Origin of the sequence: Burkholderia theae, from assembly GCF_048565265.1 — a bacterium.
Lineage (GTDB): Bacteria > Pseudomonadota > Gammaproteobacteria > Burkholderiales > Burkholderiaceae > Burkholderia > Burkholderia theae.
Genome location: NZ_CP183463.1, coordinates 643,884 through 669,256 on the forward strand (window position 1 = coordinate 643,884; position 25,373 = coordinate 669,256).

Sequence of the window (25,373 nt, forward strand, 5' to 3'; positions counted from 1 at the left end):
CGGCGCCGGCCGCTCCGCGCGCTTACTGCATCACGTCGATCGGCAGCGTCTTGTCGAGATTGTCGTGCCACGCCTGGAGGGTCTTCGGCACGGTTTTCTTCCACGCCTGCGCGTTCGAGTAGTAGCGCATCCTGACCTTGTCGTGCGCGTCGAACACGAGCAGCCCGATCCACAGATCGGTGCCGCGGCTCATCACGATCGCCGCGTTCGTCGTCGCGATGCCGCGCACCCAGTACGACATCACGCGCGCGTGCAGCCCGTCGAGATCCTTTTCGTCGGCACTGCTGTTGACCGTGTCGACGAGCGTCGCGTAGTCGGCGCCGAGCAGCTTGTGCGCGATCGCGTTCTGCGTCGCGTCGGTCACGACCTTCAGGCTCAGCAGGTCGGCCTGCGGCCTGGCCTGCACCTGCGACGCAGTCACGTAGTCGCCCGCATAGACGACACCCGAGCCGGCGCCGCAATCGAAATCCGCGCCCTGCTGCGTGACGCGGATGCGTCCGCCCTTCCGTTCGAAATCGAGCCGGCATTTGTCCTTGCGGTAGGCGCCGCTGTCGCCATGCAGCACGACGTCGCCGTCGAGCCCGCCGGTATTCGCGCCGTTGTTCGCGCTCAGCTCGAAATGCAGGCGCGGCGCGGTGCCGGTCAACGTCAGCACGCCGCCGAACGACGGGTTGTCGCTCGTCATGGTCCAGGTCTGCTGCCAGCGATCGGCGGCAAGCGGCGTGCCGTTCAGGCTCGCGAGCCGTTCGCGATAGCGGTCGCCAAGGCATGGCGCGTCGGCGCCGCACTGGTCGCGCTGCTTGAGCCACTTCAGCTGCGCGGCCTTCAGCGCGGCCGTATCGCCGCCCTTCGCGAGCGCCTTCTTCCACGCCGCCGACAGGTCGCCGTCGAGCTTCGACAGTGCGGGGTCCGCGCAGATCGTCTTCTCGGTCGGCGAAGCGGCCTTCGCGCAGTCGAAGCCGGCCGCGTGCGCGGCGATCGGCAACAGCGACAGCAGTGCGGCCATCGCGACGGATCGCAGCGGCGTGTGCCGCGCATCGCATGGAGGAGTCGCGGCCGGGCCGCGCACGTTCGATCGGATCTGGAGGGTCATCGGCTTGGCTCGTCGCTGGTTTGCGCGCTTGCAGAAGCTACCTGCACGCGACATTCGAGGTAAAAACGCCCGGCCCGGCATGCGGCGCATGCCATCGCCCGCCGAAGCGTAACCCGAATGCACGACGCCGATCAATCGACGCTGGATGTCGGCGCAACCGTCCCGGCAGCCACGCTGCATTGCATGAAACCATCGCGCAATGCGGCTTCCACCGCCGCATCGATGATCCCGATGAAGACCATGACACCGTCGGCCCCTGTGGCCAGGCGCAAGCCCGTCGAACCGGCCACGGCGAGCACGCCGAGGAGCGCAGACGTCAACAGAAACGTATCGCCAAGCAGTCCGATCTTCTCTGCATTGTGCCGGACGCAGGTCATGCGCGAGTGACCGACGGGGTACCACGATGGAGATCCGTCGCTGACCGGGCAAACCGGTGCCGGCGTCAGACGTCGAACGGCGCCAGTTCGTAACTCGTGCTCCGGCCGCCGGACGACGAGCGACGCAGCACACCGCGCTCGACGAGTTCCAGGATGTCGCGCAGCGCCGTATCCTGCGAGCACTTCGCAAGGGCCGCCCACTTGCTGGTCGTCAACTTCCCTTCGAAGCCGTCGAGCAGGCGATTCATGACCTTGACCTGGCGTGCGTTCATCGCGAAGCCCGCACATCGCTGCCAGAAGCGCGCCTTGACCAGGACCGCGTCGAGCGTCGTGTGCGCATGATCGATGGCCCGGTCGAGTGCATTCAAAAACCATGCGAGCCATTCGGTGACGTCGAGCGAACCGCGCTGCGTACGCTCCAGCACGTCGTAATACGCGTTACGCTCGCGCTGGATTTGTGCCGACAGGCTATAGAAGCGCTGCGGACTCCGATCGGCGCGCGCAAGGACCAGATCCCCGAGCGCTCGCGCGATACGGCCGTTGCCGTCGTCGAACGGGTGAAGCGTGACGAACCACAGATGGGCCAGGCCGGCCCGGATCAGTAACGGCTCGGCCGGCGTGGCATTGAGCCACGCGAGCAAGCGCCCGACCTCGTTGGCCAGCCGCGCGGCGGGCGGTGCCTCGAAATGCACGTGCTGTCGGCCGATCGGCCCGGACACCACCTGCATCGGCCCGCTTGCATCCGTACGCCATGCGCCGACCGTGATCCGTGACATCCCCGAATAGCCGGTCGGGAACAGTGCCGCATGCCACCCGAACAGACGGCTTTCGGTGACCGGCGCCGCCGAATGGGTCATCGCATCCAGCACCATGTCGACCACGCCCTCGACGTGGCGATCGACCGGCGCAAGCGCACCGATATCGACCCCGAGCCGGCGCGCAATCGACGATCGGACCGATGCAACGTTCAGATTTTCGCCCTCGATGGCGCTGGTCTTGACGACGTCCTCCGTCAGCGCGACCAGGCTGGCCTCATCGCGCAGCGCCAGGCCGATATCCGCCAGTCGCCCGACCAGCGTGCCTTGCGCACGGCTGACGTCGGCGAGTGACGTGGCAAGTGCCGGGAGGTCGAAGCGCCATGCAGGCCAGTCTGCCGACTCCCAGATGAAGGTGTAATCTCCGCTCATGATGCGGAGATTATCCCACCGATTCACCGCACGCCTCAATATTCTCCGCAAATTCTGCGGAGAATAGCCACCCTATTCACCGCAAACCGGCCCGCTACCGCGCGCGGCCCGCCCCGCCCTTTGCCGCCGGCGCCGCCTGCCCCAGCCGTTCCGCGAGAAACCCGATGAACGTGCGCAGCGTGACGAACCCTTCCCGGTGCTGCGGAAACACCGCATTGAGCGTGATCGGCGACGGCGCATACGCGTCGAGCACCGGCACGAGCGCGCCGCTGTCGAGCGCCGCCCCGACGATGAAGTGCGGCAGCAGCGCGATGCCGAGCCCGGCGATCGCCGCGTCGCGCACGACTTCGCCATTGTTCGCGACGAGCGGCCCCTGCACGTCGAACGTGCGCGCCGCGCCGTCGACCCGGAATTCCCAGCCGACGCGCCGTTCGCGCCCGTACAACAGGCACGTGTGGCCGGCAAGATCGGCCGGTGTCGCGGGCGTGCCCTGCCGCTTCAGATAGGCCGGGCTCGCACACGCGATCATCTGCCACGCGCCGAGCGGCCGCGCGATCAGCGTCGAATCCTCGAGCGAGCCGATCCGCAGCACGAGATCGAAGCCCTCGCCGATCAGGTCGACGCGCCGGTCGGTCAGGTCGAGGTTCAGCCGCACGGCCGGGTGCGCGGACAGGAATTCGGCGATCAGCGGCGACACGTGCGTGATCCCGAACGACAGCGGCGCACTGATCTTCAGCGACCCGTGCAGCTCGGTGCTGCGCACCGACATCGCCTGCTCGGCGTCGGCGATCTCCGCGAGGATCCGCTGCGCCCGCGCATAGAACTCCTGCCCCGATTCGGTCACCGCGAGATTGCGCGTGTTGCGATGCAGCAGCCGCACGCCGAGCGACGCCTCCAGCGCCATCGTGCGCCGGCTGACGAACTGCTTGGACAGCATCAGCTGGTCGGCCGCCGCCGTGAAGCTGCCCGCGTCGACCGTCGCGACGAAGATCCTCAGATCGTTGAGTTCCATATTGTCCACTCCATAGCGACAGTCATTATCTCCATAGCCATTTATTTGTCAAATCGATTGACCTAAGATTCATCTCAACGAACGGCCGGTCCCACTTCCGAGGTCCGGCGACTTCAAGGACAGAAATCATGATCGAAATCCGTGCAGCAAACCAACGTGGCCGTGCGGAGCATGGCTGGCTCAGCTCCCGTCATACGTTTTCGTTCGCGAATTACTACGATCCGAAGCAGGTCGGCTTCTCCGACCTGCTCGTGATCAACGACGACCGCGTCGCGCCGGGCGGCGGCTTCGGCACGCACCCGCACCGCGACATGGAAATCCTGTCGTACGTGCTCGACGGCGCGCTCGAACACAAGGATTCGATGGGCACCGGCTCGGTGATCGTGCCGGGCGACGTACAGTTGATGAGTGCGGGTACGGGCGTGCGCCACAGCGAGTTCAACCACTCGCCGGAAACGCCGGTCCACTTCCTGCAGATCTGGGTCGGGCCGGCCGAAAAGGGTGCCGAGCCGCGTTATCAGCAGACGAATATCACGGCCGGCGACAAGCGCGGCAAGCTCACGCTCGTCGTGTCGCCGAACGGCGACGCCGGTTCGCTGAAGATCCGGCAGGACACGCGGATCTACGCAGGCCTGTTCGACGGCGCTGAACAAGCGACGCTGGAACTGGCGCCGAACCGCTTTGCCTACGTGCACGTTGCACGCGGCAGCGTGACGGTCAACGGCACGACGCTCGGCGAAGGCGACGGCCTGCGCGTCCGCAACGAGCAGGCGCTGACGTTCGCCGACGGCAACGATGCCGAAGTGCTGGTGTTCGACCTGCGTCCGGTCGAAGTGACAGCCGAGTGGGCATGACGCCCGTTCGGGAAACCGGGCCCCGCTGAACGCGGGGCTCTTTTAATCGGAGATTCGCAACATGGCCAAGGTACTCGTTCTTTACTACTCGTCCTACGGGCACGTCGAAACGATGGCGCAACACATCGCGGAAGGCGCGAAATCGGTGCCCGGCGTCGAGGTCGCGCTCAAGCGCGTGCCGGAAACGATCCCGGTCGACCAGGCCAGGGCCATCGGCGTGAAGGTCGATCAGGCCGCACCGGTCGCCACCGTGGACGAACTCGCCGATTACGACGCGATCATCTTCGGCACGCCGACCCGCTTCGGCAACATGGCCGGCCAGATGCGCACGTTCCTCGACCAGACCGGCGGCCTGTGGATGAAGGGCGCGCTCGTCGGCAAGATCGGCAGCGTGTTCGCATCGACCGGCACGCAGCACGGCGGCCAGGAAACGACGATCACGTCGTTCCACACGACGCTGCTGCATCAAGGGATGGTGATCGTGGGCGTGCCGTACGCGTGCAGCGGGCTCGTCAACATGAACGAAATCACGGGCGGCACGCCGTACGGCGCGACCACGCTCGCGGGCGCGGACGGCAGCCGCCAGCCGAGCGCGAACGAACTCGAGATCGCCCGCTACCAGGGCAAGCACGTCGCGGAACTCGCGAGCAAGCTCGCGTCGTAACGCCTGCGCGGGCCTCGCGGCCCCGCACACGAACAAACGGCGCCGGTCGACCCGGCGCCGTTTGCGCTGTGCACACCGTCCGGCCGTTACTGCCCGGAAGCCGGCGCGGCGGGCGCCGCCTTCGTCGCAGGCGCCTTCTGCGCGGCGTTCTGCGGATAGTTGCTCTGGTCGTTGGTCAACCGGTAACCGCTGCCGGTGCCGATCGACTTCAGGTCCGACGCGTGACGCGCGCGGGCCGCCTTGCGCGCGGCCTTCTTCTGCGCCTTGTCGAGCTGCTTCTGCGTCGGCGCGGACGCCGGATCCTGCGCGTATGCCGCCGGCGCGGCGGTCAACAGCAGACCGAACGACGCCGTTACTGCTACTGCCACCGAAACCACGCGAGACTTCTTCATGGCCGGATCTCCTTGTCGATTGTTGGTTGTGGGTCGAACACCGGCGCGCACGCGAAGGCTTGCGGCAACGGCGCCGATGCAACGTTAGCCGATCACTGCACAAATGTCCCTGTGCGTTCCTGAATTCTCCCGATAACGGCAGCGATACGTGCGGGCCGCGCGCGCCGCCGTTTCGACACGCCGTGCGCGCCATCAGGGAAACCGATACCCCCGGTAGCCGGCGCTCAGACCCAGCGCGACAGCATCGGCAGCAGGATCGGCACGACGAAGGCCGTCAGCACGCCGTTCAGCCCCATGCCGAGCCCGGCGAACGCGCCGGCCTCCTCGCTGACCTGAAACGCGCGCGCGGTGCCGATCCCGTGCGACGCGACGCCGAGCGCGAAGCCGCGCACGGCCGGCTCCTCGACCCGCAGCACGTTGAGGATTCCGCGCGCGCACACGGCCCCGAAGATTCCCGTCGAGATCACGAGCACGGCGGTGAGCGACGGAATGCCGCCGATCTCCGCGGCGACGGCCATCGCGATCGGCGTCGTCGCCGACTTCGGCGCGAGCGATGCAATCGTCTGATGCGACGCACCAAACAGCGCCGCGATACCGACCGCCGACACGATCGCGGTCAGCGAACCCGCGAGCAGGCCGACGAGCAGCGGCACCGCAGTGCGCCGCAGTTTCGACCACTGGCGATACAGCGGCAGCGCGAGCGCGACGGTCGCGGGGCCGAGCAGGAAGTGGACGAACTGCGCGCCTTCGAAATACGTCGGATACGGCGTATGGGTGATCGTCAGCAGCACGACGATCAGCGCGACCGCGATCAGCACCGGGTTCGCGAGCGGGTTGAAGCGCGCCCGTGCATAAACGGCCTGCGCGAACAGATACGCGATCAGCGTGATGGTCAGGCCCAGCAGCGGGCTCGCGGCGAGATAGACCCAGATCGCGCCGAGTTTCGGGAAGGCCGTCATTGCGTGCCTCCCGCGGTGTCATCGGCGCGCCGCTGGCGCCGCAGCAGCGCGCGCGTGACGAGCGCCGTCACGGCGATCGCGAGCGTCGTGCTGACGGCCAGCGCGACGACGACCGCGACCGCATCGCCGCGCACACGATCGGCCGACACCATGATGCCGACGCCGGCCGGCACGAACAGCAGCGACAGGTGGCGCAGCAATTCGAGCGCGGTCGGCTCGATCGCATCGGCCACCTGCGGGCGCAGCATCACGAAGCCGAACAGCAGCAGCATGCCGATCACGGGGCCGGGCACCGGCAGGCCGAACAGATAGGACACGCCTTCCCCGAGACACTGGAAGGTGAGCAAGACCGCGAACGCCTGCAGCATGGAGCGCCTCTCCCGAACGTGGCCGAACCGGCGTATCGCGGCGCCGGCGTGAACGATATGCGCGATCGTATCAACAATGCCGGCGGCCGGTCGCGACGGTGCAATCGCACGAGCGTTACTTCGACCGTTTCAATCTGGCCGGAGCGGGCAAGAGATCGGACGGAACGGGATACCGCTCCGCACGCGCGTGGCGTTGCACCACGCAAACCGTCCACGTGCAAAAAAAACGGCGGGCCTGAGCCCGCCGTTTCGTCGTTCGCATCCGAATGCAACCGAATGCGACCCGTCGCGTTACTTCAACCGCGTCGCGATTTCATTCGCCAGCGCCTTCGTCGCGGCCTTCGTCGGCGCATCCGCGGCCAGTGCGTTCAACAGACCGAAATCGTGGATCGTGCCGTCGTAGCGCGTGGTCGTCGCATCCACGCCGGCGGCGTCGAGCTTGCGGCCGTACGCTTCGCCTTCGTCGCGCAGCACGTCGAACTGCGCGACCTGGATCAGCGCGGGCGGCAGGCCCTTCAACTGCGCGGTGCTCGCGCGCAGCGGCGACGCGTAGATCTCGTTACGTTGCGCTTCGTTCTTCGTGTAGGCGTCCCAGAACCACTTCATCATCGGCCGCGTCAGGAAGTGGCCTTGCTGATACGCGTCGTACGAACCCGTGTTGAAGTTGTGGTCCGTGACGGGCCACATCAGGCCCTGGAAGCGGATCGCCGGGCCGCCCTTGTCCTTCGCCATCAGCGACACCACGGCCGCCATGTTCCCGCCGACGCTGTTGCCGACCACCGCGAGGCGATTGCCGTCGACACCGATTTCCGCGCCGTGCGCGGCCACCCACTTCGTCGCCGCATACGCCTGGTTGATCGCGACCGGGTAATGCGCTTCCGGCGACGGCGTGTAATTCACGAACACCGCGACGGCGCCCGTCTGCACGACGAGATCGCGCACGAGGCGTTCGTGCGTCGGGAAGTCGCCGAGAATCCAGCCGCCGCCGTGGAAGAACATGAATACCGGCAGCGTGCCCGTCGCGCCTTGCGGGCGGACAATCGTGACCGGCACCGACAAGCCGTCCTGCTCGATCGTGCGGGTCGACACGTCGATGCCGGACAAATCGACCTTCGTGCCGTCCTGCGCGCCGACCAGCACCTGGCGCGCCTTCGCGGGGCTCAGCGTTTCGAGGCCCGGCCCCTTCTGACCGTTCAGCGCGGCGAGAAACCCGCTCGTCGTCGTATCGGGCCGGACGGTTTCGGCACCGGCGGCAAATGCGGTGGACGCGGTGGACAACGCGGATGCAACGGCGGCGGCGATCAGCAGCGGCTTGACGATCTTCATGATGAAACTCCTTGGCTTAACCGGTGAAAAACGATGAATGATTCGCAGTGCGATCGATCAGACGAGCGTGAGCGTGACGTCGATGTTGCCGCGCGTCGCGTTCGAGTACGGGCACACGACGTGCGCGCGGTCGATCAGCGTTTGCGCGGTGTCGCGGTCGAGGCCCGGCAGCGAGATCTTCAGTTCGACTTCGATGCCGAAGCCGTTCGGGATCGCGCCGATGCCGACGCTGCCTTCAATGGCGGCATCCGCGGGAATCGCGATCTTGTCGCGGGCCGCGACGAACTTCATCGCGCCGATGAAGCACGCGCTATAACCTGCTGCAAACAGTTGCTCGGGGTTCGCGCCCGCGCCGCCTGCACCGCCGAGTTCGCGCGGCGTGGTGAGCTTCAGGTCCAGGCCGCTTTCGGGCACCGTGGCACGGCCGTCGCGGCCGCCGGTGGCTTTTGCATGGGCGCGGTACAGCACTTTTTCGATCGACATGACAGACTCCTTTTCAATCAGTGAGTGAAACAGCCTTCCAACCCGGGACCGCGCGCCGGCAGCATGGCCGCCGACACCGCGTTTGTTTATCTACCCATAGATAGATAAACACCCCCAAAAAATGCAGATGGGCGATCCATCTGCCCCAACAATCTATCTACCAACAGATAGATAACCAACCCCAACAAAAGGCGGCGAACCGCCTGACCGCTGGCCCCGTCCGTCAGGACCGGGTTTTCCAGACGGCCTCGACATCCTCGAGACGCGCCCGCGTATGAAACAGCCGGCTGGCCAGCACGCTGCCCTGGAACGCCGCGTACAACGTGCGCGCCGCCGTTTCGGGCTTGCCGCTGAATTGCAGCGTGCCTTCTTTCACACCCTGCGCCAGCAATTCCGCGAGCCAGCTCTCGTTGGCCTTGAAGAACCCCTGCACGGCCTGCCGCACGTTCTCCGGCAACGATTCGATGTCGGCCGCGAGCATCCCGCACAGGCAGATCTGGTTGCCGTCGCCGAGCGTCCGGCCGAACAGCTTCGTATACAGGCTCAGCTTCACGTCGGCCGGCAGCGCCGGATCGATCGCCCGCATGGCCGCGAGGACTTCGTCGCTGTAGGCCGCCACCGCTTCCAGCACGAGGTCGTCCTTCGCCGGGAAGTAGTAGTGGATGCTCGACGTCTTCACGCCCACCAGGTCGGACAGGTCTCGATAGCTGAAGCCGTTGTAACCGCGCAGCATCATCAGCGTGATCGCGTGGTCGAGAATCTGTTCGCGGACGGTCGGTTTCGTTTCCATGGATCGAACTTTATCTACTCATAGATAGACAGTCAAGGACTTTTTTGGGGGCGGGATGTAAAGTGCCGAAAGCCCGGGGGCACAGGCACGCGCCGCACCGCACGGCCGCCGTTGCTTACAACCGCCCTGCAGCCGGATCGAATCGATGCGACACTCGCAGCCACGCGACGCGATCGCGACGCAATCGCCGATCGGCCGGATGTGCGCGCCAGTGCCCCGGCATCGCGTCGCGCCCGGTACATGCATCACCGGTCCGCCTGCTGCTGCGGACCGCAAAAGGAGAACAGTCGATGTATTCGTGGTTTGAACGGCGCCTGCCGACTTTCCCGCTCGAAGATCCCGTCACGCCGCCGAAGGGATTCTTCTCGTTCGTCTGGGCGTGCACGAAAGGCGCGCGCAGCTGGATTCTGCTGATCGCGCTGACGTCGGCCGCGTTGGCCGCGTACGAGGCCGCGCTGTTCGCGATGATGGGGCGCGTGGTCGACTGGCTGTCGTCGGCGACGCCGGCCGATTTCGGCGGCCGGCATTTCGGCACGCTCGCCGGTTTCGCGGCGATCCTCGCCGGCAGCACGGTGCTGATCGCGCTGCATACGATGGTCAAGCACCAGGTGCTCGCGATCAACTTCCCGATGCGGCTGCGCTGGCTGTTTCACCGGCTGATGCTCGACCAGAGCCTGTCGTTCTACGCGAACGAATTCGCGGGCCGCGTGACGACCAAGATCATGCAGACCGCGCTCGCCGTGCGCGACGCGCTGTTCATGTCGGTCGACGTCGTGATCGGCGTCGCCGCGTACCTGATCGGCATCCTCGCGCTCGCGGCCAGCTTCGACTGGCGGCTGATGATTCCGCTCGTGCTGTGGGCGCTCGGCTATGGCGTGGCATGCGCGTATTTCGTGCCGCGCCTGGGCAAGGTCGGCAGCCGGCAGGCCGATGCGCGCGCGCTGATGACCGGGCGCATCACCGACGCGTATTCGAACATCACGACCGTGAAGCTGTTCTCGCACACGCGGCGCGAAGCCGACCACGCGCGCCGCGCGATGGAAGCGTTCAAGGCGACCGGCGACGCGCAGATGCGGCTCGTCAGCGCGTTCGAGATCGTCAACCACCTGTTGTCGACGCTGCTGCTGGTCGGCTCCTCCGGCCTCGCGGTCTATCTGTGGATGCACGGCGAAGTGAGTGCGGGCGTCGTCGCGGCGGTGATCGCGATGGCGCTGCGCCTGTCGAGCTATTCGCACTGGATCATGTGGGAGATGACCGAGCTGTTCGAGAACGTCGGCACGATCCAGGACGGCATCAACACGCTGACGAAGGTGCACAGCGTGGTCGACGCGCCCGATGCGACGCCGCTCGTGGTGCAACGCGGCGGGATCGTGTTCGACAACGTGCAGTTCGCGCACGAGGACAACGACCGCGCGGTGTTCGACGGGCTGAACCTGACGATCCGGCCGGGCGAGCGGATCGGCCTGATCGGCCGCTCGGGCGCCGGCAAGTCGACGCTCGTGAACCTGCTGCTGCGCTTCTACGACGTGGGCGGCGGCACGATCCGGATCGACGGACAGGACATCGCGCACGTGACGCAGGACAGCCTGCGCAGCGCGATCGGGATGGTCACGCAGGATACGTCGCTGCTGCACCGGACGATGCGCGAGAACCTGCTGTACGGGCGCCCCGACGCGACCGAGCGCGAGATGCAAGACGCGGCCGTGCGCGCGGAGGCGTCCGAGTTCATCGACCGGCTGCGCGACCGCCACGGGCGCAGCGGTTACGACGTCGAGGTCGGCGAGCGCGGCGTGAAGCTGTCCGGCGGCCAGCGGCAGCGCGTCGCGATCGCGCGCGTGATGCTCAAGGACGCGCCGATCCTCGTGCTCGACGAAGCAACCAGTGCACTCGATTCCGAAGTCGAAGTCGCGATCCAGCGCAGCCTCGACGGCCTGATGCACGGCAAGACGGTGATCGCGATCGCGCATCGGCTGTCGACGATCGCGGCGATGGACCGGCTGATCGTGCTCGACGAAGGGCGCATCGTCGAGGAAGGCACGCACCAGCAGCTGCTGCAGGCGGGTGGCATCTATGCGGCGCTGTGGGCGCACCAAAGCGGCGGTTTCCTCGGCGAAACGGCGGATGCGGAGGGCGCGGCGCAGTAAGGGGCTCATCGGCATGCGTGCGACGCGCGGCCTCGTTGCCAGGGCCGCGCGTCGCGCCCGACACTACAGGCGCAAGATCGTCGATTTCAGCTCGGTGTATTTGTCGAGCGCGTGCAGCGACTTGTCGCGACCGTTGCCCGACTGCTTGTAGCCGCCGAACGGGAAATTCAGGTCGTCGCTGCCGTCGCCGTAGCAGTTGACCCACACAGTTCCCGCGCGCAGCCGCCGCGCGACCTGATGCGCCGTCGCGAGATCGGCCGACCACACGGCCGCCGCCAGCCCGTACTCGGTGTCGTTGGCAATCCGCACGGCTTCGTCGACGTCGTCGAACTCGATCACCGACAGCACGGGTCCGAAAATCTCTTCTCGCGCGATCTTGGCATCGGCCTTCACCTCGAACACCGTCGGCTCGACGTAGAACCCGCCCGTCTCTTCCCGCACGCGCGCACCGCCCGTCACGAGGCGTCCCTCTTCACGCCCGGCGCCGATATAGCCCATCACGCGATCGAGCTGCATGCGATCGACGATCGCGCCCATCGTCACCGACGGATCGAGCGGATGCCCGGGCGCGAAACGCCGCGACGCCGCGACCACTTTTGCGACGAAGGCGTCCTTGATGTCGCGATGCACGAGCAGGCGCGAGCCGGCCGTGCACACTTCGCCCATGTTGAAGAAGATCGCATCGGCGGCCGCCTGCGCGGCCCGGTCGAGATCGGGGCAATCAGGCAGCACGATATTCGGCGACTTGCCGCCAAGTTCGAGCCACACACGTTTCAGGTTCGATTGCGCGGCGCACGCCATGATCTGCTGCCCGGTGCGCGTCGACCCCGTGAACGCGATGCAGTCGACGTCGCGATGCAGCGCCAGCGCCCTGCCCGGTTCCGCACCGCCCGGCACGACGTTGAACACGCCGGGCGGCATGCCGGCGTCGCACGCGAGCTGCGCGACGCGGATCGCGGAGAGCGGCGATTTCTCGGACGGCTTCAGCACCACGCTGTTGCCGGCCGCGAGCGCCGGCGCGAACTTCCACGCGGCCATCAGCAGCGGAAAATTCCACGGCACGACCGCCGCGACGACACCGATCGGCTCGCGCGTGACGAGCCCGACGAGATGATGGTCGGCCGGCACGGCCTCGCCGCCGACCTTGTCTATCGCTTCCGCATACCAGTCGACGCAATGCGCGGCGGCCGGCACGTCGATCGCCGTTGTGTCGCCGATCGGCTTGCCGGTGTCGAGCGTCTCGAGCAGCGCGAGTTCGTCGAGATGCTCGCGTAGCAGCGCGGCCCAGCGCTGCAGCACGGCCTTGCGGGCGCGCGGATTCATGCCGGCCCAGACCTGCGCGTCGAACGCGCGGCGCGCGGCGGCAACTGCGCTGTCGACGTCGTCGGCGCCGCAATCGGCCACGTGCGCGAGCACGCAACCGTCGATCGGGCTCACGCACGCGAAGGTCGCGCCGGTGTGCGCGTGACGCGCTTCGCCGTCGATGAACGCGCGCCCTTCGATCCGCAGTCCGGCCGCGCCGGCTTGCCAGTCTTCGAATGTCCGTTGATTCATTTGGAATCCTGTAAAAATCGGAGAATCACGATCCGGTGACCGGATCGATCGGCGTGAAGATGCCCGCGCGCGCCTCGATCGCCTCGCCCGCGGCGAGACACAGCGCTTCCTCGAAGCGTCCGGCGACGAGCTGCACGCCGGTCGGCACGCCGTCGCGGATGCCGGTCGGCACCGACAGCCCCGGCAACCCGAGCAGCGCGGTCGCGAGCAGCGGCCCCTGCAGGTCGACGATCCGGCGCATCGCGTCGTCGCCGCGCAGGTCGGCGTCGATCGGGAACGGTCGCGCGCACGACACGGGCATCAGCAGCAGCGGATAACGCGCGAAGAACTGCTGCCAGTCGCGCAGCAGCGCGGTACGCCGCGCGAGGCCGTTCATGTAGCCGGCGAGATCCAGCGGCGCCGCGAGATTGCGCTGGCTCGCGAACGCGGTGCGGATCGCCGCGTCGCCGTGCTCCATGATCACGTCGCCGAGCCCACTGCGCGCTTCGTTGGTCACGAGGTCGACCCACAGCGCGCATGCTTCGGCGATCTGCGGCGGTTCCGCTTCCTCGACGATGCAGCCGGCGTCCTCGAGCCAGCGCGCAGCCTGCCGGATCGCGTCGACCACCACCGGATCGGACGGCACGCCCGGCAGCGCCGGGCACACGGCCACGCGTGCGGGGAACGCGGCATCGCGCGCGGCCGGGGCGACCGGCATCCACCACGCGTCGCGCGCGTCGCCGGCCGCCATCGCGTCGAGCGCGAGCCGCAAATCGCCGACCGTGCGCGCGAGCGGCCCCTGCACGGACGCGAACTGCACCGCGAGCGTGCGGTCCTTCGACTGCGTCGGGTTGTACGCGGGGACGCGCCCGGTGCTCGGCCGCAGCCCGGCGACGCCGCACGCGTAGGCCGGGTAGCGGATCGAGCCGCCCAGGTCGTTGCCGTGCGCGATCGCACCGATACCGGCGGCCACGGCCGCGGCCGCGCCGCCGCTGGAACCGCCCGGCGTCAGCGACGCATCCCACGGATTCGTCGTGCGGCCATGCAGTTCGTTGTCGGTGAACCAGCGATACGAAAACGCCGGCGCATTGCTGCGCCCGATCACGATCGCGCCGGCCTTGCGCAGGTTCGCGGTCACCGGGCTGTCCTCCTGCGCGATCAGGTCCGAAAACGCGCGCACGCCGTTGGTCGTCGCGTGCCCGGCCGTGTCGACGTTGATCTTCACGGTCACCGGCACGCCGTGCAGCGGGCCGACCGGCGCGCCGCGCGCGATCGCCGCGTCGGCATCGGACGCCGCCTGCAACGCGCTGTCGGCCATCACGTCGACGATCGCGTTGATGACGGGGTTCACCTGTTCAAGCCGCTGCAGGCAGCTGCGCGTGAGTTCCGTCGCCGACACGTCGCGACGCGCGACGCGTGCGGCCATCTCGGCCGCGCTCAGACGCCACAATTCCTGGGTCATGGTTTGCTCCTCGTTGATCTCGATGATTGGGTTGACTCGGCCACGCACTACGTGCGCAACGGTCCGGCCTGCGGTGCGTGCGACGCATAGATCTTGCGGCACGTTTCGACGACTTCCCACGTGCCGCGAAACCCCGGCGGGATCACGAACCGGTCGCCGGCGCGCAGCACGCGCTCGCGGCCGTCCGCATCGCGCACGATCGCGACGCCGCTCAGCATCTCGCAATACTCCGACTCGTCGTACTCGATCGTCCAGCGGCCGGGCGTGCATTCCCAGATCCCGCAGCTGAACTGCCCGCACGGGCTGATGTAGTGATGCGACAGCGTCTGCATCGGATTGCCGTCGAGCAGCAGCCCGCTCGGCACACGGCTTTGCGTGAGCTTCGCCGGCGCCCGCATCAGGTCGACGAGATGCGTGATGTTGGTCATGGTTGCCTCCAGGGCATCAAGGGTTCGAAACGATTCGGTGCCGCGCGGCCGGTGCGACCCGGCCCGCGCGAGTCAAAGCAGGTCCATCATCCGGTGCCACGTCATCGCGAGCGCCAGCATCGGCGTGCGCAGCGCGCGCCCGCCGGGGAAGTCGCGATGGCGAATCCGGCCGAACAGGTCGAAGCGCGCGGCCTGCGCATCGATCGCTTCCGCAATCAGCCGCCCCGCGAGGCCCGTCACGTTGACGCCGTGCCCGGAAAAGCCCTGCGCGAAATACACGGTCGGTTCGAGCCGGCCGAAATGCGGCGCGCGATTCATCGTCGCGTCGATCAGCCCGCCCCATGCGTAGTCGATCCGCACATCGGCCAACTGCGGGAACGTCTTCAGCATGTCGCGCCGCATCGCGGCCGCGAGGTCGCGCGGCGTGTGCGTCGAGCTGCTCGCCTTGCCGCCCCACAGCAGCCGGCGGTCGGCCGTCAGCCGGAAATAGTCAAGTGCCGACTTGCTGTCGCAGATCGCCGCATTGGCCGGCATCGTCTCGGCCGCGCGCGTGTCGCCGAGCGGTTCCGTCGCGATGAGGTACGTTGCCACCGGGATGATCTTGCGCGCGAGCGCCGGCGCCAGCCGCCCCAGGTATGCATTGCAGGCCAGCACGACGTAACGCGCGTCGACGTGCCCGCCCGCGCAGGTGACGCGGTGATGCTGCGCCGTTCGATCCAGTGCGAGCGCGGGTGTGTCCTCGTGGATCGTCACGCCGGCGTCGCGCGCCGCCCGCGCGAGACCGAGCGTGTAGTTCAGCGGATGCAGGTGGCCGCTGCCTTCGTAGCGAAGGCCGCCGACGTAACGGTCCGATGCGACGAAGCGCGGCATGTCGGCGCGCTCGACGAATTCGTAGCCGCGATAGCCGAAGCGGTTCGCCGCGGTATCGCGCCACGCGCGCAGCGCATCGAGGTGGCGCGGCTTGTTCGCGGCGGTCAGGTAACCGAAGGTCAGGTCGCAATCGATGCCGTGGCGCTCGACCCGCTGCCTGACGATGTCGACCGACTCCAGCCCCATCGCCCACACGCGCCGCACGTCGTCTTCCGGCAGGTAGGCCGAGAACGTATCGACATCGCACGCGTAACCGGCGATCAACTGGCCGCCGTTGCGGCCGCTCGCGCCCCAGCCGATCCGCGAAGCCTCGACGAGCACGACCGAATGGCCGCGCTCGGCGAGATCGAGCGCCGCGGACAGGCCGGTGAGCCCGCCGCCGATCACGCAGACATCGGCGGTCGCGGCCCCGTCGAGCCGCGGATGGCGCACCCGGTTATTGACCGTCGCTGCGTAGTATGACTGAACATGCTGCTGGTTTTCGAACTTGAGCATAAGTGAGACTCGCGAACGGCGTCGCGTCAGAACGCGTAGATGAGTTGGGTCGCGAGCAGGTCGTTCGACTTCGTATACGACCCGTCGTGACGCAGGAAGACCTTGTTGCTCGCCCAGTCGTGCCGGTATTCGACCTTCACCGTCACTTGCTGGGTCGGGTAGAACAGCAGGTCAAACGCGGCGGCCTGCCGCGTCGCGCCCTTGCACTCGAAACCGACGCCGCCGTTCGCCTTCGACATGGCGAGGCAGTCCGCATCGATGCCGAAGCCGTTGTTCGGGTCCATCCCGTTGCCGTTCAGGCCGATCGACGAACCGCCGCCGCCGTTCTTGCGGTTCACGAGCAGGTCGTAGCGCAACGTCGCGCCCATGCGGCCGACCACCGGCGCGTTGAACTTGCGGTGCGCGAGCAGCGACAGCCCGAACCACTGCGCGAGCCCGCCGTTGAACGCGCCGTGCTGCTGCTGACCGTAGTCGAGTTCGGCGTTGTACTGCGCATCGGCGAGCGTGTAGGTTGCGTCGGCTTCGCCGAAGAAGAACGCGCCGTACGCGCTCGGCGCGTTGCCGCCCACGCCGTAGCGCACGTTGCCGGTGGCCGGGTCGATCGCGCTGACCAGCGTCTGGCGGCCGATGTTGATCGAGCCGCCGACGTCGAGCGCGCTGCCGCGCATGTAATCGACGCGCGCTGTGAAGGTCGGAACCTTGTTGCTCGTCGTGATCGGGTCGCCGAGCGCATTCACGCCGGTCTGCGTGACCGCACCCGCGCTGCGGAACTGTTCGTTGCCGACGAAGAACTTCCACGCCCAGTGGCCGTCCGCGCTCTGGTAGTTGATCCCCGCGCCGATCGACGAACCCGGATCGGAGAAGTCGTACAGCAGGTTGTGCGTGAGCGTGAGCATCTGGCTCGACTGCTGGTACTCGTAACCGCCGAAGCCGAGCACGAGCCCGCCGACGAACGAGGTCGTGCCCGACAGCGGCACCGTGACGACCGCCGTGTTCACGATGTCGAGCCCGCTCGCGCCGCTGCCCGTCATCATCGACAGGCCCGCGCCGCGGTTCGGCATCAGCGTGATTTCCGCGGACGGCGCGGTCGGGCCGACGCCGAACGTCTTCTTGATATCGAGGAACACGTCGCCGAACGTGCTGTTGTAATAGGTGTACGCGTTCTCATGGTTCGCGAACTGGAACGACGACGTGCCGGCACCGCGGTTGTACACATAAGTCGGGTCGAGGTAGCCGGTCACCGACAGCCCCGCGATCGGGCCCGTGCGCGCGGCGTCGGTCAGCGAATCGACCTTCAGTTGCTGGTTCGCGACCTGCTGCCGGATCTCCGACACGTCGTCGTTGGACAGCACGGCCGGCGCCTGCCCGTAGCCGGGCGCGGACGGGTCGGCCGCCGTCGCGCCGGCAGCGACGTTCGATGTAGCCGGCGCGGCCGGCGATTTCGCGGCAAGTTGCGCTTGCATCGCGCTCATCTGCCGCTGCAGCACCGCGAGTTGCTGCTGCAGCGCCCTGATCTGGTCGGCGCTCGAATTGGCGGCGGCCAACCCCGGCAGCGCACCGGCAATCAGCGCGCAGAGGATCTTCTTTTTCATGAAACGTCTCCTTGTCGTTCGTCACTTCGTGGGATGCGGTACGCGGTCGCGCAGCGGCGGCACGGCCGGTGGGCACGCGGGCGGCATGGCGGACGGTGAAGCGGGCGTGTCCGGCGCGGATGCCGCATGCCACGCACGCGCGTCACGCGCCTGCCGCCGCTCGCGGGCCAGCATCGCGCGGTTCACGACAACGACGCCGATCGTCACGACCGTGATGAACACCGTTGCGAGCGCATTCATCTCCGGGTTCAGCCCGAGCCGTACGCGCGAGAACACGACGAGCGGCAGCGTCGTCGAGCCGGGGCCCGACAGGAACGCGGACAGGATCACGTCGTCGATCGACACGGTGAACGCGAGCAGCCAGCCGGACACCAGCGCCTGCGCGATCAGCGGCAGCATGATCACGAAGAACACCTTCCATGGCCGTGCGCCGAGGTCGAGCGCGGCTTCCTCGATCGAGCGATCGAGCTCCTTCACGCGCGACTGCACGATCACCGCGACGAACGACAGGCACAGCATCACGTGGCCGATCCAGATCATCAGCCAGCCGCGGCCGGCCGGCCAGCCGAAGGTCTGCTGCATCGCGACGAACAGCAGCAGCAGCGAGATGCCCTGGATCACTTCGGGAATCACGAGCGGCGCGTTGATCATCGCCGCATAGAGCGTGAAGCCGCGAAAGCGCCCCATGCGGGCCAGCACGAAGCCGGCCCAGGTGCCGATCGCGACCGACGCGGTCGCCGTCAGCAGCGCGATCTTCAGCGACAGCCACGCGGCCGTGAGCAGTTCGTCGTCGTGCAGCAGCGCGCCATACCACTTCAGCGAGAAACCCGACCACACCGTCACGAGCTTCGACGCGTTGAACGAATAGACGACGAGGCTCGCGATCGGCACGTACAGGAACAGGAAGCCCGCGCCCAGCACGCACGCGGACAGGATGCGATTCGCGCGGGTCATGGCTGCGCCTCCCCTTCGGCCTGGCTGTAATGGAGCAACGCCATCGGCACGAGCAGCAGCAGCACCATCGTCACCGTCACGGCGGACGCCATCGGCCAGTCCATGTTGTTGAAGAACTCGTCCCACATCACGCGGCCGAGCATCAGCGTGTTCGCGCCGCCGAGCAGTTCGGGGATCACGTATTCGCCGACCGCCGGGATGAACACGAGCAGGCTGCCCGCGACGATGCCGTTGCGCGACAGCGGCAGCGTGATGCGCCAGAACGCCGACCACGGCGTGGCGCCGAGATCGTTCGCGGCTTCGAGCAGCGTGAGGTCCATCTTCACGAGGTGCGCGTACAGCGGCATCACCATGAACGGCAGGTACGAATAGACCATCCCGATGTAGACGCCCGCGTCGGTGTGATACAGCCGCAGCGGCGTCGCGATCACGCCGAGCGCCGCCAGCGCGTGATTCAGCAGCCCGTCGTCCTTCATGATCCCGACCCACGCATAGACGCGGATCAGGAACGACGTCCAGAACGGCAGCATCACGGCCATCATCAGCAGGTTGCGGCGGGCCGGCGCCGCCCGCGCGATGCAATACGCGATCGGGTAACCGGCCAGCAGGCACATCAGCGTCGAAGCGGCGGCCATCTTCAGCGAGCTGACGTAGGTGTTCAGGTACAGGTCGTCCTGCAGCAGCAGCGCGTAATGCTTCAGCGACAGCACGACCTGCACCGTGCCGGCCTCCAGCCGTGCGAGCGCGGTGTACGGCGGAATGCCGAGCATCTGGTCGGCGAAGCTGATCTTCAGCACCAGCACGAACGGCAGCGCGAAGAAGATCACAAGCCACAGGAACGGCACGCCGATCGTCACGCTGCGGCCCGACGGCAGCCAGCGCGACAGCGACGACGAAGCGGAAACGGAAGGTCTCGTCATGGCATCCTCATTGCGTCAGCACGACGCCGCTGGCCGGCGACCACGACACGAACACGTCGTCGTTCCACGCCGGGGCCGTGTCGCTCATCAGGTGCGAGCTCGACAGGTTCGACACGACCGTCTTCCCGCTCGGCAGGCGCACGTGATAAAGCGAGTAGCTGCCCATGTACGCGATGTCGGTCACGACGCCGCGCGCCCAGTTGTGCTTCGAGCCCGGCTTCTCGCGCGACACGTGTACACGTTCCGGGCGCACCGAGATGCCGACAGGCATCCCGAGCGGGCCCGTCACACCGTGGCTCACGTGCATGCGTGCCTCGAGGTCGTCGCTCTCGACGAAGATGTGATCGGGCTCGTCCTCGACGACGCGGCCCTCGAACAGGTTGGTCGAGCCGATGAATTCAGCCGAGAAACGGCTGTTCGGAAACTCGTACACCTCGCCCGGCGCGCCGATCTGCACGATCTTGCCTTCGCTCATCACCGCGAGACGGCTGGCCATCGTCATCGCCTCTTCCTGGTCGTGCGTGACCATCACGCAGGTCACGTCGACCTTGTCGATGATGTTCACGAGTTCGAGCTGGGTCTTCTGGCGGATCTTCTTGTCGAGCGCGGACATCGGCTCGTCGAGCAGCAGCAGCTTCGGGCGCTTGACCAGCGAGCGCGCGAGCGCGACGCGCTGCTGCTGGCCGCCGGAAAGCTGGTGCGGCTTGCGTTGCGCGTACTTGCTCATCTGCACGAGTGCGAGCGCGTCGGCCACGCGTTCCTTGATTTCGTTCTTCGGCGTGCCTTCCTGCTTCAGGCCGAACGCGACGTTCGATTCGACCGTCATGTGCGGGAACAGCGCGTACGACTGGAACATCATGTTCACGGGCCGCTTGTACGGCGGCAACTGCGCGAGGTCCTCGCCGTCGATCAGGATCTTGCCCGACGTGACTGTTTCGAGGCCCGCGAGCATGCGCAGCAACGTCGACTTGCCGCAACCCGAGCTGCCGAGCAGCGCGAACAGCTCGTTCTTCGCGATCGTCAGGTTCACGTTGTCGACGGCCGTGCTGTCGCCGAATTTCTTCACGACGTTCTCGATGCGCACGAACGCGTCGTGGCGTGCGCCGGCCGCGGCCGGCGCGGCGGGGAGCGTATGGATCATCGTCGTCGCCCTCAACCGCCCGACTTCAGTTGCAGCCACAGACGGTTCTGCATCCGTGCGATATCGGCGCTTCTCGGCATCGCGAGCGACGCCTTCGCAATCGTGCTGTCGGACAGGTAGACGCTCGGGTCCTGCACGATCGCCGGCGTCACGAACGCGCGCGCGGCCTTGTTGGCGGTCGGATAGAAGATCTCGTTCGTGATCGCCGCGTTGGTCTTCGGCTCCTCGATATAGTTGATCCACTTCAGCGCGGCTTCCGGGTGCGGCGCATCCTTCGGAATCGCCATCACGTCGAACCACAGCAGGCCGCCTTCCTTCGGATTCACGTAGCGGATCTCGTACGAACGTTTCGCGTCCAGCGTGCGCCGCCGCGCGATGCTGACGTCGCCCGACCAGCCGAGCACGACGCAGACGTCGTTGTTCGCGAGATCGTCCGCATAACCGGCCGAGCTGAACTGCGTCACGTACGGGCGGATCTTCTTCAGCACGTCGTAAGCCGCCTGGTAGTCGGCCGGGTTCTTGCTCTCGGGATCCTTGCCCATGTACTGCAGCGCCGCCGCGAACGCGGCGTCCGGCGCATCGAGCAGCGAGATCCCGCAGCCCTTCAGCTTCGCCGCGTTCGCCGGGTCGAACAGCAACGCCCAGCTGTCGGTCGGCGCGTTGTCGCCGAGCCGCTTCCTGACCGCCTCGACGTTGTAACCGATGCCCGTCGTGCCCCATGCCCACGGCACGCCGTACTGGTTGCCCGGGTCGGCCTTCGCGATCATCTTCATCAGCACCGGGTCGAGGTTCGCGAGATTCGGCAGCTTCGACTTGTCGAGCTTCTGGTACACGCCGGCCTGGATCTGCTGTGCGAGATAGTTCGACGTCGGCACGACGATGTCGTAGCCCGAGCTGCCCGCGAGCAGCTTGGTCTGCAGCGTGTCGTCGCTGTCGTAACTGTCGTAGCGGACCTTGATGCCCGACTGCTTCTCGAAGTTCGGCACCGTGTCCTTGGCGACGTACTCCGACCAGTTGTACACGTTCAGGTTGGTGTCGCCCGCCCGCGCGGACAGGCTGGCCGCGAGGGCAAGCCCGGCCGACGTGACGAGCGCGGCACGCAAGGCCGGGTGGCGACGGATACGGATACGCATGGGGAGTCTCCTTGTGATGGGGATCGGCCGTTGCGCCCGGTCCGGGTCCGGACTCGCGTCAACGCCGTCGAGCGGTGTTCAGCACAAGGGTCAATGTAGAGATCGCGGCGCGCACCGTCAGTCCCGAAAACCGGGACAAACGGCAACGCCGATCGGGGCCGGTTGGGTAGATTCCCGCGTAGGCAGTCGAAAATATTCGTGATACCTGTAGCGCCACCTGAAATCTTCGAAACACGACGCCATGAGCGCTGCGCTTCCCGCCCCCGATCTCCCGCTGAGCCACGTCGCGTTCGTGACCGAAACGCTGGGCGACATCGCGCAAACCGTCGGGACGCCGCAGTTCATGCGCGCCGTCTACGACACCCTCGTGCGCTACGTCGACTTCGACGCCGTGCATCTCGACTACGACCGCGGCCCGTCGTCGGGCCGGCGCAGCGTCGGCTGGATCGGCAGCTTCGGCCGCGAGCCCGAGCTGGTCGCGCAAGTGATGCGTCACTACTACCGCAGCTACGCGAGCGACGACGCGACGTACGCGGCGATCGAAACCGAAAGCGACGTGCAGTTGCTGCAGGTATCCGCGCAGCGCGTCGCGAGTGAGCTCCGGCACCTGTTCTTCGACGCCGGCGACATTCACGACGAATGCGTGATCGCCGGCGTGACGGGCGGCACGCGCTACTCGATCTCGATCGCGCGCTCGCGGCGGCTGCCGCCGTTTTCGCTGAAGGAACTGAGCCTGCTGAAGCAGTTGTCGCAGGTCGTGCTGCCGATGGCGTCCGCGCACAAGCGCCTGCTCGGCGCGATCTGCGCGGACGACGTGCCACGCGACGAGCTCGATCTCGACCTCGTCGCGCAATGGCTGCCGGAATGGCAGGAACGGCTGACCGCGCGCGAAATGCACGTATGCGCGTCGTTCATCCAGGGCATGACGTCGGCCGCGATCGCACAAGCGATGGGGCTCAAGACGTCCACCATCGACACGTACGCGAAGCGCGCATTCGCGAAGCTCGGCGTCGATTCGCGCCGGCAACTGATGACGCTCGTGCTGAAAAACGCGTCGCGGCGGTACGACGCGTAGGTTCCCCGCGCAGCGGCCACCGACCGCCTGCTCGTTGCGTGCGCATCCATCTCCGCGCCGCCTCATAACGATCCGACAATTTATTGGTTCCCTCGACGATGCGCTGTCCGTATCGTTCACCGATTCGTCAGACCTATCGACCAACGGGGGAATCCAACAATGAAACGAATGCTGTCATTCGCACTGCTCGCGCTGCCGGCCGCGCTCTACGCCACCGGCGCGCATGCGCAGAGCAGCGTCACGCTGTACGGCATCGCCGACGCGGGCATCGCGTACGTGCACAACGCGCAGAACGCGAGCGGCGGCAACGCGTCGAGCCTCGTCAAGTTCAGCAGCGGCAACCTGTCGGGCAGCCGCTGGGGGCTGCGCGGCATCGAGGATCTCGGCAGCGGCCTGTCCGCGCTGTTCCAGCTCGAGAACGGCTTCAACATCGGCACCGGCGCGCTCGGCCAGGGCCAGCGCGAATTCGGCCGCAAGGCCGTCGTCGGCCTCGCGAGCAGCACGTACGGCACCGTGACGCTCGGCCGCCAGTACGATCCGGTCGTCGATCTCGTGCAGGGCCTCACGCAGGACAACTACTTCGGCGGCGTGTTCGCGACGCCGGGCGATCTCGACAACTACGACAACAGCCTGCGCGTCAGCAACTCGGTGAAATACACGAGCCCGCTGATCTCGGGCTTCCAGTTCGCCGCGCTGTACGGCTTCGGCGGCGTCGCGGGCGCCACCGGCAACGGCCGCACGTACAGCTTCGGCGCGAGCTATGCGAACGGTCCGCTGTCGCTCGGCGCCGGCTTCTTCTACGCGAACGGCGGTTCGACAGTCGCGAATGGCGTGCGCACGTGGTCGAGCAGTTCGGACACGCTGTTCAACACCGTGATCAACCAGGGCTTCTCGAGCGCGAAGTCGATCCAGATCGTGCGCGTGGCCGGCCAGTACGTGGCCGGGCCGGCGACCTTCGGCCTCGCGTATTCGAACACGCAGTACGGCGCGGACACGCTGTCGGCGTTCAGCCAGAACGCGAAGTTCAACAACGGCTCGGCATTCTTCAACTGGCAGTTCTCGCCGGCGCTGCGCGCGGGCGTCGGCTACAACTACACGTCGCTGACGGGCCCGGCTTCCGCGCACTACAACCAGGTCAACCTCGGCGCGGACTACGCACTGTCGAAGCGCACCGACCTGTACGCGTTGTTCGGCTATCAGAAGGCGAGCGGCAACACGCTCAACGCGAGCGGCGCAACCGTCAAGGCCGCCGCGTCGGTCGGCTCGTACGGCGTGAACTCCGGCACCGATACGCAGGAACTCGCGATCGTCGGGATTCGGCACAAGTTCTGATCGCGCCGTTGCGCGACGCAAGCCCGGCAGGCGCGCACCGCGGTGCGCGCCTGCGGCGTTTACACTGTCCGCATTCCCGTTCCACCCGACGCAAGGAGGCCGGCATGCTGACCGTATGGGGGCGCCGCAATTCGTTCAACGTCCAGAAGGTGATGTGGCTCGTCGACGAGCTCGCGCTCGAGCATCGTCACGTGCCGGCCGGCGGGCAATTCGGCGAGCTCGACACGCCCGCCTTTCTCGCGATGAACCCGCACGGGCGGGTGCCCGTGATCGACGACAACGGCACGGTCGTCTGGGAATCGCACAGCATCCTGCGCTACCTCGCCGCGCGTGACGGACGCCCCGGCTTCTGGCGCGACGATCCCGCCGAACAGTCGCGCGCCGACCGCTGGATGGACTGGTCGCAAACCACGCTGCAGCCGGCGTTCCTGACCGGCGTGTTCTGGGGCTTCTACCGGACGCCGCCCGAGCGGCGCGACACGGCGCGCGTCGAGCAGAGCATCGCGCAGTGCGCGCGGCATTTCCAGACGCTCGATGCGGTGCTGGCCGGGCAGCCGTTTCTCGCGGGCGACGCGATCACGCTCGCCGACATCGCGGCCGGCACGCATCTGTATCGCTATTTCGAACTCGATATCGCGCGGCCGCACGTGCCGCATGTGGAAGCGTGGTACGAACGGCTGAAGGCGCGGCCCGCGTTCCGCACGCACGTGATGATTCCGTTCGACGACCTGCGCGGCCGGCTCGATTACTAGGTGTCGTGGGGGCGGCCTCGTTCCCGAAGTTCGCCGT

At 67.1% G+C, this 25,373-nt stretch carries 25 protein-coding genes; 6 read left to right on the forward strand and 19 right to left on the reverse strand.

The genetic code is table 11. The features are described 5' to 3' along the window. Positions 1-22: 22 nt before the first annotated feature. From ACN22W_RS35640 to ACN22W_RS35655, 4 genes are all read right to left on the reverse strand, one after another. Positions 23-1,093 carry a lysozyme inhibitor LprI family protein gene (locus tag ACN22W_RS35640; protein ID WP_419690702.1) on the reverse strand — a complete coding sequence of 357 codons (1,071 nt, stop codon included), beginning with the start codon at positions 1,091-1,093 and terminating at the stop codon, positions 23-25. A gap of 131 nt (positions 1,094-1,224) precedes the next feature. Then, positions 1,225-1,470, reverse strand: a complete 246-nt coding sequence (locus ACN22W_RS35645; RefSeq protein WP_419690703.1) for a hypothetical protein — start codon at positions 1,468-1,470, stop codon at positions 1,225-1,227. 65 nt (positions 1,471-1,535) lie between these two features. Further along, positions 1,536-2,657, reverse strand: coding sequence for a Fic family protein (locus ACN22W_RS35650; RefSeq protein WP_419690704.1), 1,122 nt, complete (start codon positions 2,655-2,657; stop codon positions 1,536-1,538). Positions 2,658-2,751: 94 nt separating this feature from the next. After that, positions 2,752-3,669, reverse strand: a complete 918-nt coding sequence (locus ACN22W_RS35655) for a LysR family transcriptional regulator (protein ID WP_129517623.1) — start codon at positions 3,667-3,669, stop codon at positions 2,752-2,754. Between the two features lie 128 nt (positions 3,670-3,797). Here ACN22W_RS35655 and ACN22W_RS35660 point away from each other — a divergent pair, with 128 nt between their 5' ends. Both ACN22W_RS35660 and wrbA read left to right on the forward strand, forming a co-directional pair. Beyond that, on the forward strand, positions 3,798-4,523 hold the full coding sequence (locus ACN22W_RS35660) for a pirin family protein (RefSeq protein WP_419690705.1): 726 nt from the start codon (positions 3,798-3,800) through the stop codon (positions 4,521-4,523). A 61-nt stretch (positions 4,524-4,584) separates the two neighbouring features. After that, positions 4,585-5,187, forward strand: a complete 603-nt coding sequence (gene wrbA / locus ACN22W_RS35665) for an NAD(P)H:quinone oxidoreductase (protein ID WP_129517621.1) — start codon at positions 4,585-4,587, stop codon at positions 5,185-5,187. An 86-nt stretch (positions 5,188-5,273) separates the two neighbouring features. On the opposite strand, the gene ACN22W_RS35670 is transcribed toward wrbA, so the two are convergent. The 6 genes from ACN22W_RS35670 to ACN22W_RS35695 form a co-directional block, all read right to left on the reverse strand. Then, positions 5,274-5,579 carry a hypothetical protein gene (locus ACN22W_RS35670; protein WP_129517620.1) on the reverse strand — a complete coding sequence of 102 codons (306 nt, stop codon included), beginning with the start codon at positions 5,577-5,579 and terminating at the stop codon, positions 5,274-5,276. A gap of 224 nt (positions 5,580-5,803) precedes the next feature. Then, positions 5,804-6,538 (reverse strand): LrgB family protein, encoded by a 735-nt coding sequence (locus ACN22W_RS35675; RefSeq protein ID WP_419690706.1) that lies wholly within the window; start codon positions 6,536-6,538, stop codon positions 5,804-5,806. Further along, the gene (locus ACN22W_RS35680; RefSeq protein ID WP_129517618.1) at positions 6,535-6,906 is read right to left on the reverse strand and encodes a CidA/LrgA family protein; all 372 of its coding nucleotides are present in this window, start codon (positions 6,904-6,906) and stop codon (positions 6,535-6,537) included. The genes ACN22W_RS35675 and ACN22W_RS35680 overlap by 4 nt, the downstream gene beginning before the upstream one ends. Positions 6,907-7,197: 291 nt before the next feature. Further along, on the reverse strand, positions 7,198-8,232 hold the full coding sequence (locus tag ACN22W_RS35685) for an alpha/beta hydrolase (RefSeq protein WP_419690707.1): 1,035 nt from the start codon (positions 8,230-8,232) through the stop codon (positions 7,198-7,200). A gap of 57 nt (positions 8,233-8,289) precedes the next feature. Beyond that, positions 8,290-8,715 carry an organic hydroperoxide resistance protein gene (locus tag ACN22W_RS35690; protein WP_034182523.1) on the reverse strand — a complete coding sequence of 142 codons (426 nt, stop codon included), beginning with the start codon at positions 8,713-8,715 and terminating at the stop codon, positions 8,290-8,292. 223 nt (positions 8,716-8,938) lie between these two features. Beyond that, the gene (locus tag ACN22W_RS35695; RefSeq protein ID WP_419690708.1) at positions 8,939-9,505 is read right to left on the reverse strand and encodes a TetR/AcrR family transcriptional regulator; all 567 of its coding nucleotides are present in this window, start codon (positions 9,503-9,505) and stop codon (positions 8,939-8,941) included. Positions 9,506-9,795: 290 nt separating this feature from the next. Between ACN22W_RS35695 and ACN22W_RS35700 the strand changes: the two genes are divergently transcribed. Further along, a complete protein-coding gene (locus tag ACN22W_RS35700) occupies positions 9,796-11,649 on the forward strand; it encodes an ABC transporter ATP-binding protein (protein ID WP_419690709.1) in 1,854 nt (617 codons plus the stop codon). A gap of 63 nt (positions 11,650-11,712) precedes the next feature. On the opposite strand, the gene ACN22W_RS35705 is transcribed toward ACN22W_RS35700, so the two are convergent. The 9 genes from ACN22W_RS35705 to ACN22W_RS35745 all read right to left on the reverse strand — a co-directional run bounded on the left by ACN22W_RS35705 (position 11,713) and on the right by ACN22W_RS35745 (position 22,177). Further along, entirely contained in the window at positions 11,713-13,203 is a 1,491-nt protein-coding gene (locus tag ACN22W_RS35705) for an aldehyde dehydrogenase (protein WP_419690710.1), read from the reverse strand. A 25-nt stretch (positions 13,204-13,228) separates the two neighbouring features. After that, a complete protein-coding gene (locus tag ACN22W_RS35710; RefSeq protein ID WP_419690711.1) occupies positions 13,229-14,644 on the reverse strand; it encodes an amidase family protein in 1,416 nt (471 codons plus the stop codon). A 47-nt stretch (positions 14,645-14,691) separates the two neighbouring features. Further along, complete coding sequence (locus ACN22W_RS35715) at positions 14,692-15,072, reverse strand: cupin domain-containing protein (RefSeq protein WP_053077683.1); 381 nt, start codon at positions 15,070-15,072, stop codon at positions 14,692-14,694. A gap of 72 nt (positions 15,073-15,144) precedes the next feature. Beyond that, positions 15,145-16,437 (reverse strand): NAD(P)/FAD-dependent oxidoreductase, encoded by a 1,293-nt coding sequence (locus ACN22W_RS35720; RefSeq protein ID WP_419690712.1) that lies wholly within the window; start codon positions 16,435-16,437, stop codon positions 15,145-15,147. Positions 16,438-16,463: 26 nt separating this feature from the next. Continuing rightward, positions 16,464-18,029 (reverse strand): DUF3138 family protein, encoded by a 1,566-nt coding sequence (locus tag ACN22W_RS35725; protein WP_419690713.1) that lies wholly within the window; start codon positions 18,027-18,029, stop codon positions 16,464-16,466. 21 nt (positions 18,030-18,050) lie between these two features. Next, on the reverse strand, positions 18,051-18,983 hold the full coding sequence (locus ACN22W_RS35730; protein ID WP_419690714.1) for an ABC transporter permease subunit: 933 nt from the start codon (positions 18,981-18,983) through the stop codon (positions 18,051-18,053). Continuing rightward, positions 18,980-19,903, reverse strand: coding sequence for an ABC transporter permease subunit (locus ACN22W_RS35735; protein ID WP_419690715.1), 924 nt, complete (start codon positions 19,901-19,903; stop codon positions 18,980-18,982). Before ACN22W_RS35735 ends, ACN22W_RS35730 begins: the two co-directional genes overlap by 4 nt. Positions 19,904-19,910: 7 nt before the next feature. Further along, positions 19,911-21,044, reverse strand: a complete 1,134-nt coding sequence (locus tag ACN22W_RS35740) for an ABC transporter ATP-binding protein (protein WP_415927131.1) — start codon at positions 21,042-21,044, stop codon at positions 19,911-19,913. Positions 21,045-21,055: 11 nt separating this feature from the next. Beyond that, positions 21,056-22,177 carry a polyamine ABC transporter substrate-binding protein gene (locus ACN22W_RS35745; protein ID WP_129517605.1) on the reverse strand — a complete coding sequence of 374 codons (1,122 nt, stop codon included), beginning with the start codon at positions 22,175-22,177 and terminating at the stop codon, positions 21,056-21,058. A 241-nt stretch (positions 22,178-22,418) separates the two neighbouring features. Here ACN22W_RS35745 and ACN22W_RS35750 point away from each other — a divergent pair, with 241 nt between their 5' ends. The 3 genes from ACN22W_RS35750 to ACN22W_RS35760 all read left to right on the forward strand — a co-directional run bounded on the left by ACN22W_RS35750 (position 22,419) and on the right by ACN22W_RS35760 (position 25,336). Then, entirely contained in the window at positions 22,419-23,252 is an 834-nt protein-coding gene (locus ACN22W_RS35750) for a helix-turn-helix transcriptional regulator (protein ID WP_419690716.1), read from the forward strand. Between the two features lie 159 nt (positions 23,253-23,411). Then, on the forward strand, positions 23,412-24,584 hold the full coding sequence (locus ACN22W_RS35755; RefSeq protein ID WP_419690717.1) for a porin: 1,173 nt from the start codon (positions 23,412-23,414) through the stop codon (positions 24,582-24,584). 104 nt (positions 24,585-24,688) lie between these two features. Then, complete coding sequence (locus ACN22W_RS35760) at positions 24,689-25,336, forward strand: glutathione S-transferase family protein (RefSeq protein ID WP_419690718.1); 648 nt, start codon at positions 24,689-24,691, stop codon at positions 25,334-25,336. Positions 25,337-25,373: the final 37 nt, after the last annotated feature.